The organism is Halorussus ruber, from assembly GCF_004765785.1.
Taxonomy (GTDB): Archaea; Halobacteriota; Halobacteria; order Halobacteriales; family Haladaptataceae; genus Halorussus; species Halorussus ruber.
Genome location: NZ_SBIT01000016.1, coordinates 1 through 15,818 on the forward strand (window position 1 = coordinate 1; position 15,818 = coordinate 15,818).

17 protein-coding genes are annotated in these 15,818 nt (G+C 64.8%); 12 read left to right on the plus strand and 5 right to left on the minus strand.

The annotated features are described in order from the left end of the window. Positions 1-519: 519 nt before the first annotated feature. Together EPL01_RS18565 and EPL01_RS18570 are read left to right on the plus strand one after the other, a co-directional pair. Entirely contained in the window at positions 520-1,170 is a 651-nt protein-coding gene (locus EPL01_RS18565; protein WP_135826782.1) for a riboflavin synthase, read from the plus strand. Between the two features lie 385 nt (positions 1,171-1,555). Next, the gene (locus EPL01_RS18570; protein ID WP_135826783.1) at positions 1,556-2,179 is read left to right on the plus strand and encodes a hypothetical protein; all 624 of its coding nucleotides are present in this window, start codon (positions 1,556-1,558) and stop codon (positions 2,177-2,179) included. 15 nt (positions 2,180-2,194) lie between these two features. Here the strand turns inward: EPL01_RS18570 and EPL01_RS18575 are convergent, their stop codons facing one another. After that, positions 2,195-3,313 (minus strand): PrsW family intramembrane metalloprotease, encoded by a 1,119-nt coding sequence (locus tag EPL01_RS18575; RefSeq protein ID WP_135826784.1) that lies wholly within the window; start codon positions 3,311-3,313, stop codon positions 2,195-2,197. A gap of 133 nt (positions 3,314-3,446) precedes the next feature. On the opposite strand from EPL01_RS18575, the gene EPL01_RS18580 reads away from it, so the two are divergent. Then, positions 3,447-3,644, plus strand: coding sequence for a hypothetical protein (locus tag EPL01_RS18580; protein ID WP_135826785.1), 198 nt, complete (start codon positions 3,447-3,449; stop codon positions 3,642-3,644). A 168-nt stretch (positions 3,645-3,812) separates the two neighbouring features. Continuing rightward, positions 3,813-5,249 carry a ribonuclease FAU-1 family protein gene (locus EPL01_RS18585; RefSeq protein ID WP_135826786.1) on the plus strand — a complete coding sequence of 479 codons (1,437 nt, stop codon included), beginning with the start codon at positions 3,813-3,815 and terminating at the stop codon, positions 5,247-5,249. A 38-nt stretch (positions 5,250-5,287) separates the two neighbouring features. Here EPL01_RS18585 and EPL01_RS18590 read toward each other — a convergent pair whose 3' ends face one another. After that, positions 5,288-5,644, minus strand: coding sequence for a cell division protein SepF (locus EPL01_RS18590; RefSeq protein ID WP_135826787.1), 357 nt, complete (start codon positions 5,642-5,644; stop codon positions 5,288-5,290). A gap of 160 nt (positions 5,645-5,804) precedes the next feature. On the opposite strand from EPL01_RS18590, the gene EPL01_RS18595 reads away from it, so the two are divergent. The 4 genes from EPL01_RS18595 (at position 5,805) to EPL01_RS18610 (ending at position 10,820) form a co-directional block, all read left to right on the plus strand. Then, positions 5,805-7,493 carry a S8 family peptidase gene (locus EPL01_RS18595; RefSeq protein ID WP_246045755.1) on the plus strand — a complete coding sequence of 563 codons (1,689 nt, stop codon included), beginning with the start codon at positions 5,805-5,807 and terminating at the stop codon, positions 7,491-7,493. Between the two features lie 374 nt (positions 7,494-7,867). Then, on the plus strand, positions 7,868-9,412 hold the full coding sequence (locus EPL01_RS18600; RefSeq protein ID WP_246045756.1) for a S8 family peptidase: 1,545 nt from the start codon (positions 7,868-7,870) through the stop codon (positions 9,410-9,412). Positions 9,413-9,478: 66 nt separating this feature from the next. Further along, positions 9,479-10,237 carry a DUF1028 domain-containing protein gene (locus EPL01_RS18605; RefSeq protein ID WP_135826790.1) on the plus strand — a complete coding sequence of 253 codons (759 nt, stop codon included), beginning with the start codon at positions 9,479-9,481 and terminating at the stop codon, positions 10,235-10,237. A 4-nt stretch (positions 10,238-10,241) separates the two neighbouring features. Further along, positions 10,242-10,820, plus strand: a complete 579-nt coding sequence (locus EPL01_RS18610; RefSeq protein WP_135826791.1) for a Re/Si-specific NAD(P)(+) transhydrogenase subunit beta — start codon at positions 10,242-10,244, stop codon at positions 10,818-10,820. 43 nt (positions 10,821-10,863) lie between these two features. On the opposite strand, the gene EPL01_RS18615 is transcribed toward EPL01_RS18610, so the two are convergent. Next, on the minus strand, positions 10,864-11,343 hold the full coding sequence (locus tag EPL01_RS18615) for an RNA-binding protein (protein ID WP_135826792.1): 480 nt from the start codon (positions 11,341-11,343) through the stop codon (positions 10,864-10,866). A 111-nt stretch (positions 11,344-11,454) separates the two neighbouring features. Here EPL01_RS18615 and EPL01_RS18620 point away from each other — a divergent pair, with 111 nt between their 5' ends. From EPL01_RS18620 to EPL01_RS18630, 3 genes are all read left to right on the plus strand, one after another. Continuing rightward, the gene (locus tag EPL01_RS18620; protein ID WP_135826793.1) at positions 11,455-11,751 is read left to right on the plus strand and encodes a DUF6432 family protein; all 297 of its coding nucleotides are present in this window, start codon (positions 11,455-11,457) and stop codon (positions 11,749-11,751) included. Between the two features lie 405 nt (positions 11,752-12,156). After that, positions 12,157-13,305, plus strand: a complete 1,149-nt coding sequence (ygfZ, locus tag EPL01_RS18625; protein WP_135826794.1) for a CAF17-like 4Fe-4S cluster assembly/insertion protein YgfZ — start codon at positions 12,157-12,159, stop codon at positions 13,303-13,305. A 40-nt stretch (positions 13,306-13,345) separates the two neighbouring features. Beyond that, positions 13,346-13,828, plus strand: coding sequence for a hypothetical protein (locus tag EPL01_RS18630; RefSeq protein ID WP_135826795.1), 483 nt, complete (start codon positions 13,346-13,348; stop codon positions 13,826-13,828). A 16-nt stretch (positions 13,829-13,844) separates the two neighbouring features. Here EPL01_RS18630 and EPL01_RS18635 read toward each other — a convergent pair whose 3' ends face one another. Further along, positions 13,845-14,411 (minus strand): LURP-one-related family protein, encoded by a 567-nt coding sequence (locus EPL01_RS18635; protein ID WP_135826796.1) that lies wholly within the window; start codon positions 14,409-14,411, stop codon positions 13,845-13,847. A 120-nt stretch (positions 14,412-14,531) separates the two neighbouring features. Between EPL01_RS18635 and EPL01_RS18640 the strand changes: the two genes are divergently transcribed. After that, a complete protein-coding gene (locus EPL01_RS18640) occupies positions 14,532-14,816 on the plus strand; it encodes a hypothetical protein (protein WP_135826797.1) in 285 nt (94 codons plus the stop codon). Between the two features lie 5 nt (positions 14,817-14,821). Here the strand turns inward: EPL01_RS18640 and EPL01_RS18645 are convergent, their stop codons facing one another. Continuing rightward, positions 14,822-15,748 (minus strand): hypothetical protein, encoded by a 927-nt coding sequence (locus tag EPL01_RS18645; protein WP_135826798.1) that lies wholly within the window; start codon positions 15,746-15,748, stop codon positions 14,822-14,824. Positions 15,749-15,818: the final 70 nt, after the last annotated feature.

The window sequence follows — 15,818 nt, forward strand, 5'->3', positions numbered from 1 at the left end:
CGTCCGCTCCCGCTGCCAACATTCAAGAGTCGCGGTGTCTAACGTCCTTTTGAGCAGGTTTGCGGCTTGCATGGACACAACCGCTACAACCTGCTCACTTCTTAAACTGCGCTAACTAGACAGTGCCGTTTTAGAAATTATTATATTTGTTTAAGAACGGTATATATTTGTTAAGCTCGGTCTGATGGAAGTTTCTGTGGATGAAACAACGAGAGCAACAGGGGTCGTTTGAGTCAGTTCTAGAGGGACAGCGAACGGTAGTAGTAAAGTCCGAGAAGCTAGCTTCGGGCTTGAGCCTAGGCGTCTCCCGCTCCGCACAGCACCGCGACCGGGGGCCACACCCTCCCCAACCGATTGCGCTTCTCGGCCTACGGCCTGCGATGCTCGTCCCTCGCACGCCGATGGCGCGGCACGGAGGCCGCGCCAGCGCGCGCCGAGTGGAAAGTCGGACCGACCTCTCCCCGACACGACTTTCGAACTCCGGAATCCTTTTCACTCGGCCATCCCCACAAATCTGGTATGTTTACCGGAATCGTTGAGGAGGCGGGGAGAGTCAGCGACGTGACCGTGACCGAGGAGGGCCGTCGCCTCCGCATCGAGGGCGAGGACGCCGCGCAGGACCTCGAACGCGGCCAGAGCGTCAGCGTCAGCGGGGTCTGCCTGACCGTCGAGGAACACGGCCCGGGATGGTTCGAGGTGTTCCTCGCCAGCGAGACCGTCGCAAAGACCTATCTCGGCGAAGTCGAGGCTGGCGACCCAGTCAACCTCGAACGCGCAATGGCCGCCGACGGGCGCTTCGACGGCCACGTCGTGCAGGGCCACGTGGACACGACCGCCGAGGTCACGGACATCCGGCAGGTCGGCGAGGACTGGGAGTACGAGTTCGCCATCCCCGAGGGCTTCGGCAAGTACGTCGTGGACAAGGGGTCGGTCGCCGTGGACGGCATCAGCCTCACGGTCGCCGAGCGCGGCGAGGAGAGCTTCTCCGTGGCGATTATTCCGGAGACCCGCGAGGTGACCAACCTCTCGGAGAAGGAAGTCGGCGACCCGGTCCACTTGGAGGTGGACGTGATTGCGAAGTACGCCGAGAGCCTGCTGGAGGACGCCGGATTCGAGATGGGCGGCGAGGAAGTCGCGGACGAGAAGATTGCGGAGACGCTGGAGCAGTAAGCGGCGCTGTTTTTCATCGTTCACTTTGGAAGATGGACGACCAGAGGAAAGTTAGCTACTACCGAAGCCGAGGAGTTCCCGCACAGCACCGTCAGAGCGTCGCTCTGACGAGCCGTGACTCGCTTCGCTCGTCACGACACCGCCCCGCGACCGCGGGCCTCACACCTCCCCAACCTCTTCCCTCGCTCCTTTCAGTCGCTCAGTCATCCCTCGCGCGCCGATGGCGGACCACAGGGGTCCGCCAGCGCGCGCCGGAAGTCGTCAATACGCGCCGAAGTTCGGAGGTAAAGAAACCGCAACCAGACCGACCCTTGAGATATCATCCCTTGATTCCGACGCGCGTCTGACGTAGCTTTTTCACTATCCGGCGTTCACGAAGGACCGAATGCGAGTCGCCGGACTCCTGCTCGGACTGGTCGTCGCCGGGGCGGTGGCAGTCGGAGCCTCGACGCTCACCCCCGGCGCGGAACCGACGCTGGTGACGGCCGCCGCGGGCCTGCTCGGCGTCGGAATCGCGGGACTAATCGCGCTCGGCATCGACCGCGCGGTCGAGCGCCGCCTCTCCTCGCCCTTCGACTGTGACCCCGGGAACGCCGCCGACCGCGACTGCTTCGCAAACGCCGACCGACTCGCGGTCGGGGCGGGGTCGGCCGCGGTGTTCGTCCGGGTCGGGTTGGTCCATCTGGTCGCCGACCCCCTCCGAATCGACGGCGCAGTCCTAATCGCGCTCGCGGTGGCGACCATCGGCGTCGTGGTAGGCTACCGGACCGCAGACGGACTCCTCGACGGCCTGCGCGACGGGGTGCTGGCCTGCGGCCTCGGCGGCGCGCTCTGCGTCTCGCTGGCGGCCTACGACGCGAGAAAGGTTGTGGATGTCGCCGCCTTCGACGCCGTCGTCGCGGGGAGCGGCGTCGTCCTCCCGGTCTCGTTCGGCGCGTTCGGCGGCGTCTCGGGCGCGGTCGGGTGGTGGCTGGCCGACTGGCTCTCGGGTGCCGACCCCCTCGCGTGAGGACGAGACTCCTCGCTACTCGATTCGGTCCGAATCGCTCGACTCGTCCCCGTCCCCGGGTCGCTCGTCGTTCTCGCTGTGTTCTGGTCGTTCGCCGAGGTCGGCACCGCCGTCGCTCTCTGGTTCGGGTTCCATCTCGACGCCCTCGAAGGTGACGCTCTGGCCCATGTCCACCTGCCGGTAGGCCTTCCGGTAGCGCGAAATCTTCCGGTAGAGGATGTATCCGAAGAAGCTGTCGTAGACCACGACGAAGGCGATGAACGCCACGCCGGGCGCGACTGCGACGCCAGCGAGTTCCAGAATCGGGTTGAGGTAGGTCACCAGCGTGTTGTAGGTCGCGTGGATGAACGCCGCGATGAGGAGGCCCTTGACCACTATCGGCCCGGCGTTCTCCCGGTTGAACTTCGCCAATCCGAGGTAGTAGCCCGCGAACGCCGAGTAGATGACGTGGCCCGGCCCGGCCAGCAGGCGCACCGCGGCGGTCTGGCCCGCGGTGGCGATGGCCTCGGCCCCCAGCGGCGTCGCGGCGCTCAGCCCCTGCGTGATGTAGATGGCGTTCTCGATGGTAGCGAAGCCCAGACCGGCGACCGCGCCGTACACCGCGCCGTCGATGACCGCGTCGAAGCGCGCGTCGCGGAAGGCCCAGAGCCGGACCGCGAGCCACTTCACGACCTCCTCGACCGGCGCGACCACGAGGTAGAAAAACAGCGTCATCCCGACGATAGGGACCAGCGTGACCACGGGTTGCAGGAGCGTGTTGACGATGGCCGCGAAACTCGCCAGCACGACGCTCAGCAGGAAGGTCAGCGCCAGCAACCAGACCGGTTCGGAGGTCGTCACGTCGGCGTACCAGATGTAGACCGCCAGCGCGAACGCTGGCACCACCGACAGCAGGACGAACGCCCCGATGACCGGGTTCCGGAACGAGGTGATGGCGACGCCGAACAGGAGGAGTTCGACCAAGACGATGACCAGCACGAACAGCGCGACGACGTAGGGCGCGAGCGCACTCAGGAAGCCGTAGATTCCGGTCGAGAGTTTGTCGAGTAAGCTCCGAGGCTCCCACGTGGCGATGTCGTAGAGGTCCGCCGAGTCGGTCGCACCGTCGGCGACGGGGTCGCGTTCACCTTCCATCGCCGTGGACTACGGATTCCAAGACCAATTATCTGGCTCACGAACTTCCTTTCATACCTTAATTGTGATTATACACCATTAACACTCTCAGGGGTAACCTTATCAAGGAGAATCGGCCACAGCGTGGATAACGATGACGTACCGAAGCGCGAGTCGCGGTATCATGTACACCGCCCCGCCGAAAGCAGACGAGAATAGCCGAACAGACGATGCAGCGGAAGAAACAGCCGAGGAGATAGCGGCCGAAGTCGAGGAGCGCGCGCCGGAACTGGCCTCCTCGCCCGGCGCGAGCGACGCCAACTGGACCGGCTCGGTCCCGGCCGACGACTGACGTCCGAGCGGTCACCGACCCGTAGATTCCTGCCCGCCGGTCACGCCGACCGCGCGCCGCCCGACCCCCATTTTCCGACCGAATCGCTACACCGAAGGGTCCGCCTCACGAGCCTTCGGACATGAACGTCGAGCGAGTCGCAGACAACTCCCCTTGCTTCGAGCAACCATGAACAGGGTCCGGATTCGCGGCATCTACACGACCGCCCTGACCGAGCGCCTCCGCGAGGAGTTCGAAGTCGTGCAGGCCTCGCCCCCGATTCGGCGGCGCTTCGACGCCGAGTTCCCGGCCGAGGAGTACGACGCCAGCGTCGAGACCACCGACGACAGACAGGGTGCGGGCGTCGTCGGGGACCCCGAGGCGGTCGAAGCGATTGGGAAGAATCTCGCCGACCTCGGTATCGACACGTTCTGTTGGACCGACCCGACACCGCGAGGAGCCGTCTTCGACGGCGTCGTCACCGAGACTCTCGGCGGCGGCGCAGTCGTGGACTTGGGCGACCGGGAGGGATACCTCTCGTTCGGAAAGGTGGACCGGCGAATCCACGAGGGCGACGAGGTCCGCGTGCAGGTCCACGACGCCGCAGCCCCGTGGGCCGACAGGCGGCCCACCCTCGGCACCGAGATTCAGGCCTTCGGCGGGGTGGCGAGCCTCTCGAAGGGCATCGACCGCGTGGTGGCCTCCGGCGACGAGGCGACCAAGACCGAACTCGCCCGGACCACCGAGATGCTCCCGACCGAGGTGCCCGACGACTGGGGCGTCCGGTGGGAGTACGCCGCCGCCGACGCCGGGATGGACGCGATGGACGACGCGCTCTCGCGGGCCGTCGAGCAGGCCGAGGCAATCGACGCGGGCCTCGCAGACGCGCCGGACTCGCCCGAAGAGGGCAACCAGCGCCTGCCCCGGCGACTCGTCGCGCCCGAGGAGACGGCGTGGTGCTGGTTCGGCCGGGAGTCCAGATTCGCCTTGGACGCCGACCGCCGAGGCGTGACCACGACGATGCCGGGCCACCACCGAGTCAAAGCGGCCCACAAGTCCGCGAGCGGCGCGGTCGATTTCGTGGAGGACCTCCGGGCGGGCGAGTCACACTCTGGAACCGACGAGTTTCCCACGGGCGCGACGCTCCGGCAGTTCGGCCCCTCGGAGGGCGACCGCCTCGAAATCCGCCACGGAAAGCCCGACGGCCGGTGCTTCTCGCTCGGCCGAGGAGAGGTCTCGACGTGTCTCCCTGACGAGGGCAAGGTCACGGTCCGCCGCCAGATGTCGGGCCGGGGAACCTACGACGCCCTCGGGACAGACCGCGAGTCGGGCGACGTGGCCGTCACCAAGTTCCGCGAGGGCCGGTGGTGGTACCCGACAGTCTACAAGAGCGAGGACGGTCGGAGCAAGGGCACCTACGTCAACGTCTGCACGCCGGTCGAGTTGTTCCCCGACTCGGCGCGGTACGTGGACCTCCACGTGGACGTGGTGAAGACTCCCGACGGCGAGGTCCGACGCGTGGACGACGACGAACTCGACGCCGCCGTCGAGGCGGGGAACATCTCGGAGCCACTCGCCGAGAAAGCCCGGAGCGTGGCGAGTAGCGTCGAACGCGCGCTGAAGTAAGCGGGAATAGCGGGAAATGCGGGAAAATCGGGGGCGGTTCAGCGCGTCAGTTTCTCGCGGCTAATCTGTACGCCGGTCGGCGTGACCAGAATCTGGTCGTCGCCCTTCTGGACGATGTCGCCGTCCACTTCGCGGGCGACCTGCTGGAGTTCGTTGGTGATGCGCTCGACCGTGGTGTCCTCGGTCCGCAGGCGGGTGATGTCGGCCACCACGAGGTCACCGTCGTAGATGGCGTCTTTGATGGCGATTACGTCCTGTTGGCCCTGAATCTCGGCGATGTGGACCTGCATCGCGGCGTCGCTCGACGCCGTGTCGAAGTCGTCGAGGTTGAGTTCGACGTAGTCCTCGGCGGTGTTCGCGTCCCGGTCGCCGAGGATTTTGCTCATGAAGCCCATAGAGACATGGGCCGAGCGAAACGGTATAGTTCTTACGTCAGACGGGTATTCCCCGCGTTCGGCCAAAAGATTCATAATATTCACAAAAATGTTTAAGTCGTACCAGTATAGTTCATAATTTGTGGTTAATAATAAAAATAAGCTGTCGAGGCGGAATGTATTGAAGATTGCCGGAAGCACCGTGGCCGCGGCCGGTGTGACCGGACTCGCGGGCGCGACTGGACAGGTCGAAGTCAACGTCGGCTTCGCCTCCGAGCGCGGTCGCCAGAAGACCCTCGACGCGGCCGACGAGACGGTTCGGGACTTCGATTCGCTCGACATCGTGACGGCGAAGATGCCTGCGAAAGCGGCTCAGGGACTCCAGAACAACCCGAACATCCGCTACGTCGAACAGAACGGGACGGTTCACGCGCACGCTCAGACCCTGCCGTGGGGCATCGACCGCGTGGACGCCGACGTCGCACACAGCAACGGTGACACCGGCAGCGGTGCCGACATCGCCATCCTCGACACGGGTATCGACTCCGACCACCCCGACCTCGAAGCCAACCTCGGCGAGGGCAAGGACTTCAGCGGGAAGGGCACGTGGGAGGACGGCGACGGTCACGGGACCCACTGCGCTGGGATTGCGAACGCGGTCAACAACTCCGAGGGCGTCGTCGGCGTCTCGACCGAGGCCACCCTCCACGCCGGCAAGGTGCTGGGCGACGACGGTAGCGGTTCGTTCTCGGACGTTGCGGCCGGTATCGAGTGGGCCGCCGACCAAGGCTACGACGTCGCCAGTCTCAGCCTCGGCGCGAGTTCGGGGACGACCACGCTAAAAGACGCCGTGGACTACGCCTACAACAACGGCGTCCTCGTGGTCTCGTCGGCGGGCAACTCCGGTCCGTGTACCGACTGCGTGGGCTATCCGGCGGCCTACAGCAACGCGATGGCCATCTCCTCGACCGACGAGGACGACTCGCTGTCGAGTTTCTCCTCGACCGGGTCCGAAATCGAACTCGCCGCGCCCGGCGGCAGCATCTACTCGACGTACACGGGCGGCGGCTACGACACCCTCTCGGGGACCTCGATGTCGTGTCCCCACGTCTCCGGTGCCGGTGCCCAACTGATGGCGACCGGCATGTCCAACACCGAGGCCCGGAGCGCGCTCAAGAACAACGCCGAGGACATCGGTCTCGGCTCCAACGAGCAGGGTGCGGGCCTCCTCGACGTGGAAGCCGCGCTCGGCGGCGGCGATGGCGGCGACACGAGCGTCACGGTCTCGACCGGAAGCGCCTCGAACGTCGGCACCTCGTCGGCAACGCTGAGCGGCGACCTGACCGACCTCGGCGGCGCGTCCTCGGCGGACGTGTACTTCGAGTACGGCGAGAGCGGCACGACGCTCGACAGCACGACCGGCACGCAGACGCTCTCCTCGACCGGAACGTTCAGCGCGGACGTGTCCAACCTCAGTAGCGGTACGGACTACGACTTCCGCGCGGTCGCCAGCGCCAGCGACGGCGACACCGACACCGGAAGCTCGGTCACGTTCACCACGAGCAGTTCCAGCGGCAGTAGCAGTCCGGCCATCGACACCTTTTCGGTCACGAACAACAGCAACGGCGGCTGGGCGCGCTTCGACGTGAACTGGAGCGTCTCGGACGCCGACGGCGACCTCGCTTCAGTTGACCTCACGCTCTCGAAGTCCTCGACCGTCGACTCGTACAGTACGTCGGTCAGCGGCTCCAGCGCCTCGGGGTCGGCCCGATTGCAGGACAAGAAGGGCAGTGGTTCTTACGACATCACGCTCACCGTTACTGACGCGGCGGGCAACACAACCAGCCAGACCAAGACCGTCTCGGCCTGATTCGGCGGTCCCGCTCCGCGCCCGAATCCCCGAGCCGATTCAGATTTCTTTTCGAAACGACGAGCGTCGTGACGAGTCCACGTGTTCTGTCGGCGACGACCAGAAGGACCTATATACGCCGTTAGCAATTTTTATATTTCTAAAAGATATAGTTTTATTTCTTTAACCACTACGGACGAGTCCGACCGACACGGGCTTGCCGTCGCAACATCTCGGAATTCGTCGGGGCGGAAGCGGTTCTACCCCACACCATCTATACGGCAAAAATAGATTAATTTTATAATTAGAAAACAAAATATTAAGTATCTGCGATTGTATGTAATTTATGGATGTCAAAAGATACCAACGGTGTTTCGAGGCGTAACGTACTGAAAATGGCCGGCGGGTCGGTCGTGGCGACCGGACTGGCCGGTCTGGCGGGCGCGAAGGGAACGGTCGAAATCAACGTCGGATACCGCGGCAACGCCGCGCGACAGGCGGCGCGCAACGCCGCGAGCGACGTGGTTCGGGACTTCGACTCGCTCGACATCGTGACCATCCGGGCGTCCGCGAACGCCGCTCGCGGTCTCGCCAAGCGCAAGAACGTCCGCTACGTCGAGGAGAACGGAACGGTCCACGCCCACGCTCAGACCCTGCCGTGGGGTATCGACCGCGTGGACGCCGACGTGGCCCACAGCGACGGCGAGACCGGCAACGGTGCCGACATCGCCATCCTCGACACGGGAATCGACTCCGACCACCCCGACCTCGAAGCCAACCTCGGAGCAGGCAAGGACTTCAGCGGGAAGGGCACGTGGGAGGACGGGGACGGTCACGGGACCCACTGTGCTGGCATCGCGGACGCCGTCAACAACTCCGAGGGCGTCGTCGGCGTCTCGACCGAAGCCACCCTCCACGCCGGAAAAGTGCTGGGCGACGACGGAAGCGGGTCGTGGTCCGACGTGGCCGCAGGGCTCGAATGGGCCGCCGACCAAGGCTACGACGTCGCCAGCCTCAGCCTCGGCGCGAGTTCGGGCAACTCGACGTTGAAGGACGCGGTGGACTACGCCTACAACAACGGCGTCCTCGTGGTCTCGTCGGCGGGCAACTCCGGTCCGTGTTCGGACTGTGTCGGCTACCCCGCCGCCTACGACAACGCGATGGCCATCTCCTCGACCGACGAGGACGACTCGCTGTCGAGTTTCTCCTCGACCGGGTCCGAAATCGAACTCGCCGCGCCCGGCGGTGACGTGTACTCGACGTACAAGGGCGGCGGCTACGACACCCTCTCGGGCACGTCGATGTCCTGCCCGCACGTCTCCGGCGCGGGTGCCCAACTCATGGCCAACGGTGCGTCCAACACCGAAGCCCGCAGCACGCTCAAAGACACCGCCGAGGACATTGGTCTCGGCAGCAACGAGCAGGGCGCAGGTCTGCTCGACGTGGAAGCCGCAATCAACGGCGACGACGGCGGCGACGGCGGCGACGGCGGCGACTGCCTCGACGCGACCCAGTGGCCCGACGGGACCGGCTCCAGCGGTGCCGAGAACATCGACACGGTCACCTTCACCGGCCAGTTCTCGGAGAGTTCGGCCGACAACGCCTACGAGGACTTCACCTGCTCGGGTCCCGTCACGGTCAGCGCGGGCGGGTCGTTCGACGTCGAACTCGACTTCTCGGACGGTGGCTACGACGGCCACTACGCCAACGTCTACGTGGACTGGGACCAGAACAAAGACTGGTCCACCGCGACCGAGACCCAAATCTTCTCGGACGTGACCGACGACACTTCGACGTACACCGCGACGGTGGACGTGCCCAGCGACGCGCCGACGGGCCAGACGCTCGTCCGCGTCCGCCTCAGCTGGAACAGCTTCGAGGAGCCGGGCGTCACGGGCGACTACGGCGAGGTCAACGACTTCACCGTCGAAGTCCAGTAGCGCCTCGAACCGCGACGAATTTCCGCGAAACCGACTTTTTTGGCCGGGCGGGTCCTCGATTGGGGCATGACCTTCAGCATCTGCGTCCGCGAGAGCTACGAAGACGACGAGGGCACCACCCAGACCCGGTTCGGCGTGGCGGTCACGACCCGCCTGCCCGCGGTCGGGACGCTCTGTCCCTTCGCCAGCGAGAACGGTGCGGTGGCGACTCAGAGTCTGGTCAACGTCGAACTCGGCCGGAAGGGCGTCGAGTATCTGGACGACGGGCTGGCGGTCGAGGACGCCCTGCAGGCCCTGCTCAACGCCGACGAGGGCGCGCCCCAGCGCCAACTCCACGGCGTCGATGAAGACGGGACGTTCGTCTTCTCCGGCGAGGAGTGCAAGGACTGGTACGGCCACATCGAGGGCGATAGCTACACCGTCGCCGGGAACCTGCTGACCGGCGAGTCCGTCGTCGAGGCCGTGGCTGACGAATACGAAGAAAGCCGAGACGAAGACCGACCCCTCGCCGAGCGACTCGTGGACGCCCTCGAAGCGGGCCACGCCGAGGGCGGCGACAAGCGCGAGGAGTTGCACGTCCAGAGCGCGGCCCTCCTCGTGGAATCGACCGAGGACCGCGAGATGGAACCCTACTACGACGACCTCCGGGTGGACGCGACCGAGACGCCCGTCGAGGACCTGCGCGAGACCTACGAACTGGCCACGGAGGGCTTCGAGATGGCGGTCGAACGCTACGAGGAAGCCTACGAGGAGGACGAACTGGAGGGAGTCGAGGGCGAGGACAACGACGAGTCGTCGGCGGACGGCGAAGCGACCGACGAATAGGGCCGTGTCCGAGTTCGGTTCCGAACGAACGCGCCTCGCCCGACTCGCGGGCCTCGCGGGCCTCGCTGGCGGTCTGGCATGGGTGGGACTGGTCGTCGCCTCGTTCGCGGTGGGACAGGGCCAAACCCTGCTCGGCTACGGGACGCTCGACGTTCTCACGCCAGCGATTCTCGCGCTCGCAGTCGTCGGTCTCGCGGGCTACTACGCCCGGACCCAGACCGAGTGGGGCCGGGTCACGACCGCGGGGTTCGTCGCGTTCTTCGCCGGTCTGCTCGGCGCGCTCGCCGGGTCCGCGGCCTACGTCGCTGGCGGCCTCCTGACGGGGTGGACGCTCTCGGTCTGGTCGTACCTCCTCGCGCTGGTCGGCGCAGTCGGCTTCGGCGCGGGCCTGCTCTGGGACGAGGTCCCGCCGCGCTCGGGTGCCCTCCTGCTGGCGATTTCGCTCCCGGCGGGACTGGGCGTCTCGCTGACGCTGGCGGTCGGCGGCGTGGTCCCCGACGAGGCCGTGGTTCCGGTCGGTCCGGGGGTGTTGCTGGGGGCGGGGATTGCTGTTCTGGGGTGGTGGGTGTGGCGCGAGAAGTAGCACCGCGAGCGAACGAACGTGAGCGACCGCTGGAAAGTCCTCGCTAGACGTTGAACTCGTACAGTTCGTCGCCGACGTGGTGGACCGAGGAGACCACTTTCCCCTCGCTCCCGACCATGTCCGACCCCTCGGTCTGGGCGCGGCCGATGGCCAGCACCTTGCCGTGGGACTCCTCGGCGATAGCCACGAGGTCGCCCGCCGAGATGTCCTCGTCGGCCTCGGTGATGCCGGGGCGCATCACGTCCGCGCCGTCGCTGACGAACGAGACCGCGCCAGCGTCCACCGTGACGACCCGCGTCTGTGGCGGGTACTCGTTCGCGCCGCGGACCGTCAGGAACGGCTCGTCCTCGTAGTAGAGGACGGCGGGTTCCCCGTCCACGAGGACGAGGTCGAACTCCGAGTCCTCCAGTTCGACCAGTTCGTAGGTGTCGGCGTCCAGCTCGACGCCGAGTCCGTCGGCCAGTGCCTCCTCGATTTCTCGCACCTCGTCGCTCCGCAGGTGGTGACGAGATTTGACTTCCATACCCACACGTCTGTCGCTTCGGGGCTTAATACTCTCGCCTTCGAGGCGCCCGCGTTCGCCGCGACCCGGATTTCAGATAAAGGTAAAAGCCCGCCGGTCATACTCCCACGTATGAAGGCAAAGCGGGAGTATCGGGACCGCGAGGAGGTCGAGGTCGCGGTACTCGACGCCCTCGTCGACCGGAACGACGACGGGATGACCGTGTTCGAAATCCGCTCACGAGTCGAGGCCGACATCGACGAGTTGGAGACCGCGCTCGCCAACCTCAAGGAGGACGGCCTCATCGACGCCAGCGAGGGCGACCACCGGACGCTCATCACCCCCGACGAGAAGGTGATTCCCGACCCCGACGAGGAGGTCGAGGAGCCCTCGTTCGTGGACAAAATCATCGAGCGCCTGCCGCTTTAGTGAAATTTTTCGGAGAAGACGGGTGTATTCTCGGGAGGTGTGACGTTTGGCGAGTTTCTGGCGACAGGAGAACAGTCGGCGAGGAGTTGCTTCAGGCTTGAGCCAAGGAGTCACCGCGACCGCCCCGCACCGCCCCGCAACAGCCTCACACCTCCCCAGCCTCGTCGGCCGCTCGAGGCGGCCTCCTCCCTCGCGCGAATTGGCGTGCGCAGAACCGCGCACGCCGACAGACAAACCGCGTCTGTCGAGCCTGCGCTCGCTTCGCTCGCGCAGACGCCAGCGCGCGCCGGGAGAGAAATTTCGCCAAGCGCCTGCCGACTGTACAGAACTTGAACGCGCCAGAGGACAGACCCCCTTGCTTCCGATTCCGACCTTTTAATCCCGTCCCGGCCCGAATCCGGGGTAATGACAGTTATCGAGGACCAGCAGGACGACCTCGGGGCGGAATGGACCGACGTCGGCGGACGGGACATTCCCGCGGACTACGGCCGACCGGCGCGCGCTCACGGCGCGGTCCGGCGGGTCGTCGGCGTCACCGAGATGCCCTACGGCGTGGTCGTCCTCCGAGGAGACGACCGAGTCGAGTACGTGGACAACGTGGTCTCGAACGACGTGCCCGCGGAAGACGGCGAGGGGTGCTACGCCCTCCTGCTCGACCCGCAGGGCGGAATCGAGTTGGACCTGTACGTCTACAACGCGGGCGAGCAGTTGCTCCTGTTCGTCCCGCCGGGGAGGGCCGCCGACTTGGCCGACGAGTGGCGCGACAAGGTCTTTCTGCAGGACGTGGACATCTCGGTCGCCTCCGACGACTTCGCGGTGTTCGGCGTCCACGGCCCGAAGGCGACCGAGAAAATCGCCAGCGTCCTCAACGGCGCGAGCGCGCCGGACGGCCACCTCTCGTTCGTCCGCGGGCGGATGGCCGAGGTCGGCGTCACCGTGATTCGGACCGACGCGCCGACCGGCGAGGAGGGCTACGAGGTCGTCTGCACCACCGACACGACCGTCAACGAGACCGGTATCGAGCAGGAGAACGCCGAACTCGTCTTCGACACCCTGTTGAATCAGGGCCTGAACGCCGCGCCATTCGGTCGGCGGACGTGGGAGTCGCTGACCCTCGAAGCGGGGACGCCCCTGTTCGACACCGAGTTAGAGGGCCGGATTCCGAACGTCGTCGGTCTGCGCAACGCGGTGGACTTCGACAAGGGCTGTTTCGTCGGCCAAGAGGTCGTCTCCCGGGTGGAGAACCGCGGGCAACCGAGCCAGCGACTCGTGGGGCTTCGTCCCGAGGAGGTCCCGGACTCGGGCGCGGCGGTCTTCCGCGGCGACGAGTCGGTGGGCGAGGTGACTCGGGCCGTCGAGAGTCCCGACCGGGAGGAACCCATTGCGTTCGCCGCGGTGGACTTCGACGTGGGGCCGGAGAACGCGGGCGAAGGAGGAGAAGGCGAGGACCCCGAGTTGACCGTCCGCGTCGGCGGCGAGGAGGTCCCTGCCGAAATCGGGAGCCTGCCGTTCGTGGAGGGGAGCGACCGCTCGGCCCGGATTCCGGAGTACTAAGTGAAGCAAATTTTATCCGGAGCGAAAGGAAGGGAACGCTATGGACGAACTGTCCCCGTCCCGAAGACGACTCCTCGCCGGTGGAGCGACTGTGGTGACTGCGCTGGCTGGCTGTTCTGCGCTCCCCTCCCGCGACGAATCCGGTTCGGAGTCCGACTCGAAGTCACCTCTCGACCGAATTGTCGTTCGGAGCGACACCGGGAACAGCGAACCACTACGGCTGACGCTGGTTTACGGGCCGCCAGAGGCGAATACCGAGCGCCCGGTCTGGAAGACCGTCGAAGCACCCGCCGATGGCGAGCCAAAGACGATAGGTCGAAACCTAGAGACGGGAGACGGCGTCTACAGTCTAACCGCGGCCTCGAAGCGCCACACCAATCACGAAGTAGTATCGTTCAATTCGACCGCACAGCGTGGAACTGACGCCTACCAGTTCGAGGTCGTCGTGAAACAGCGGGGTGACGTTTGGGTCAATCTCGACGAGGCCGGAGAACCCATCTCGATTCCGGGATACGACAGCTAGCGGTTCGACGCTCGGCTCAGTTCCCCTCGATAGCGTCCACGACCATCGCGGCCGCGACGACCGCTTCCTTCGGGATACCGGTGTCGTCGTCGATGGTCACGTCGTACTTGTCCTTGAGCGAGAACCGGCCGTCGATGGTGCCGACGTGCCCGCCGTCGCCGTCGGTGATTTCGTACTCGTGGGGAATCAGGCTGAAGAGTCCGTGGAGGTGCCGCAGGAGCGAGACGGCCTTGCTCTTCGAGGAGATTTCGGCGATTCGGTTCCCGGTGTCGGGATTCCGGAGCGTCCACTTGTCCACCAGTAGGGTGAACTTGTTGTCCAGCACGACGACCGTCTCGCCGGTCCGGTCGTCTACGAGTGCGTAGTCGCCCGCGAAGTCGAAGACGTTGGCGGCCTCGACGGTGAAGGCGGAGTCGCCGTCGGCGTCCACGAAGGGGAACTCCTCTTTGAGTTTGAACATCTTCTGCTTGCCCCGGAGGACGAGGTCGCCGTCGCCGTCGTAGGCCTTGTACTTGTTGCGAATCGGCGACTGGACGACTGTGTACTCGTCGTCGGTCAAATCGAGGGCGGCGATGTCGGCCATATGCGGAGTGTTGCGCGCTCTGATTGAAATACCTTCGTGGCGAATCGGCGGTCCAAAGACGTTGATTTCCCGAAAGTGGGTAAGATTTATTGCTCTACTAACCGCCATTCGGAATACGTCATGTTGGAGACGAAGAGGGCCGAGTACGAAGTGACTCGTCAGCAGAACAACTATCTGTGGCTCGAAGTTCTGCGGGGAGATGACCAAGGAATCCGAGTCTCGGTGCCAATCGAAGACGAGAGCTACGACGAACAGATTCGGGAGTCGGTCGAGCGTCTTAGCGAAGGAGAACGCATCGAAGCAGTCCTCGTGAGCGAAGACGAAACGACACCAGACTGGAAGTTCGAGGAAGTACACGCTATCGAGGACGAGCAGAATCGGTCGCCCGTTCGAGCGAACGTCTAGTCGAGTCAGTCCGACTCTTCGTCTCCACTCGTTGTTGCGTCGTCGTTCCACTCGTGAGCGACGGTCAGTTTCACGTCGTCCGGTAGCTGTATCTTGGTTCCGTTGCCGGTGATGGCGACGACGTAGTCCGAGAACAGGTACTCGACGTAATCCTCCTCGAACGACTCCGTGAGGACCCAGAACGCCCAGACGATTACGATGGCGACCGAGACGAGGTGCCAAATCGGGGTCCAGTACTCGAAGAAGGCCGGGCGAGCGTAAACGACGCCAGCGTAAAGTGTCTCGCCTTCGGTGAACAGCGAATCCGCGACCCACGAGACAACGAGCGCGACGAGGAGGTACCACGTAGCAATCCACATTCCGCGGTTGAAGTTTCGGAGGGCTTGAAATCGAACCGCCCGGGACGGAGAACCGACGTCGTCGATTTTGCTCGACATGAGGTGGTAGAGAACGTCGATTCGGTCCGTGTTCGGTGGAATGTCGTAGGTTTCGGTCAGGTGGTCCCAGATTTTGTTCGTTAGAACGACGTCGTCCAACATCGTGCCTTGCTCGGACCGGTACGGCGAGATGACCGGGTCAAGGTAAGCGTGTGTAATCCCCCAGAACAGCGACTTGACCCGCGATTGAATATCGCCGTCGCTACTGCCGTCCGAGTCGTCGCCGTCGGACTTCGTCAAATTCCGAAGTCGTTCGGCACCCTGCATCGTCCGTCTGAAACTACTGCGTTCGCCGGTCGCAAACGACGCGTGGTGCTGGACGAATGTCCCGAGAGAGAACGCGATGACAGCGAAGAGCGAGTATCCCCCGAGGTCCGATGGTAGCGGTGGTGACGGAAGGAACCCGACGAACGTGAGCAGTACGACGAGCCCCGGAATCAGATTCCCGAGGAGATCGAACGTCGTGAGGCCCTGAAAGTATCTCCCGACCGGCATGGATAAAATCCACCGTTTCGACTATTTATTGTTGTCGTTCGAGAGCCGAAGATACGACCAACCGAAACCG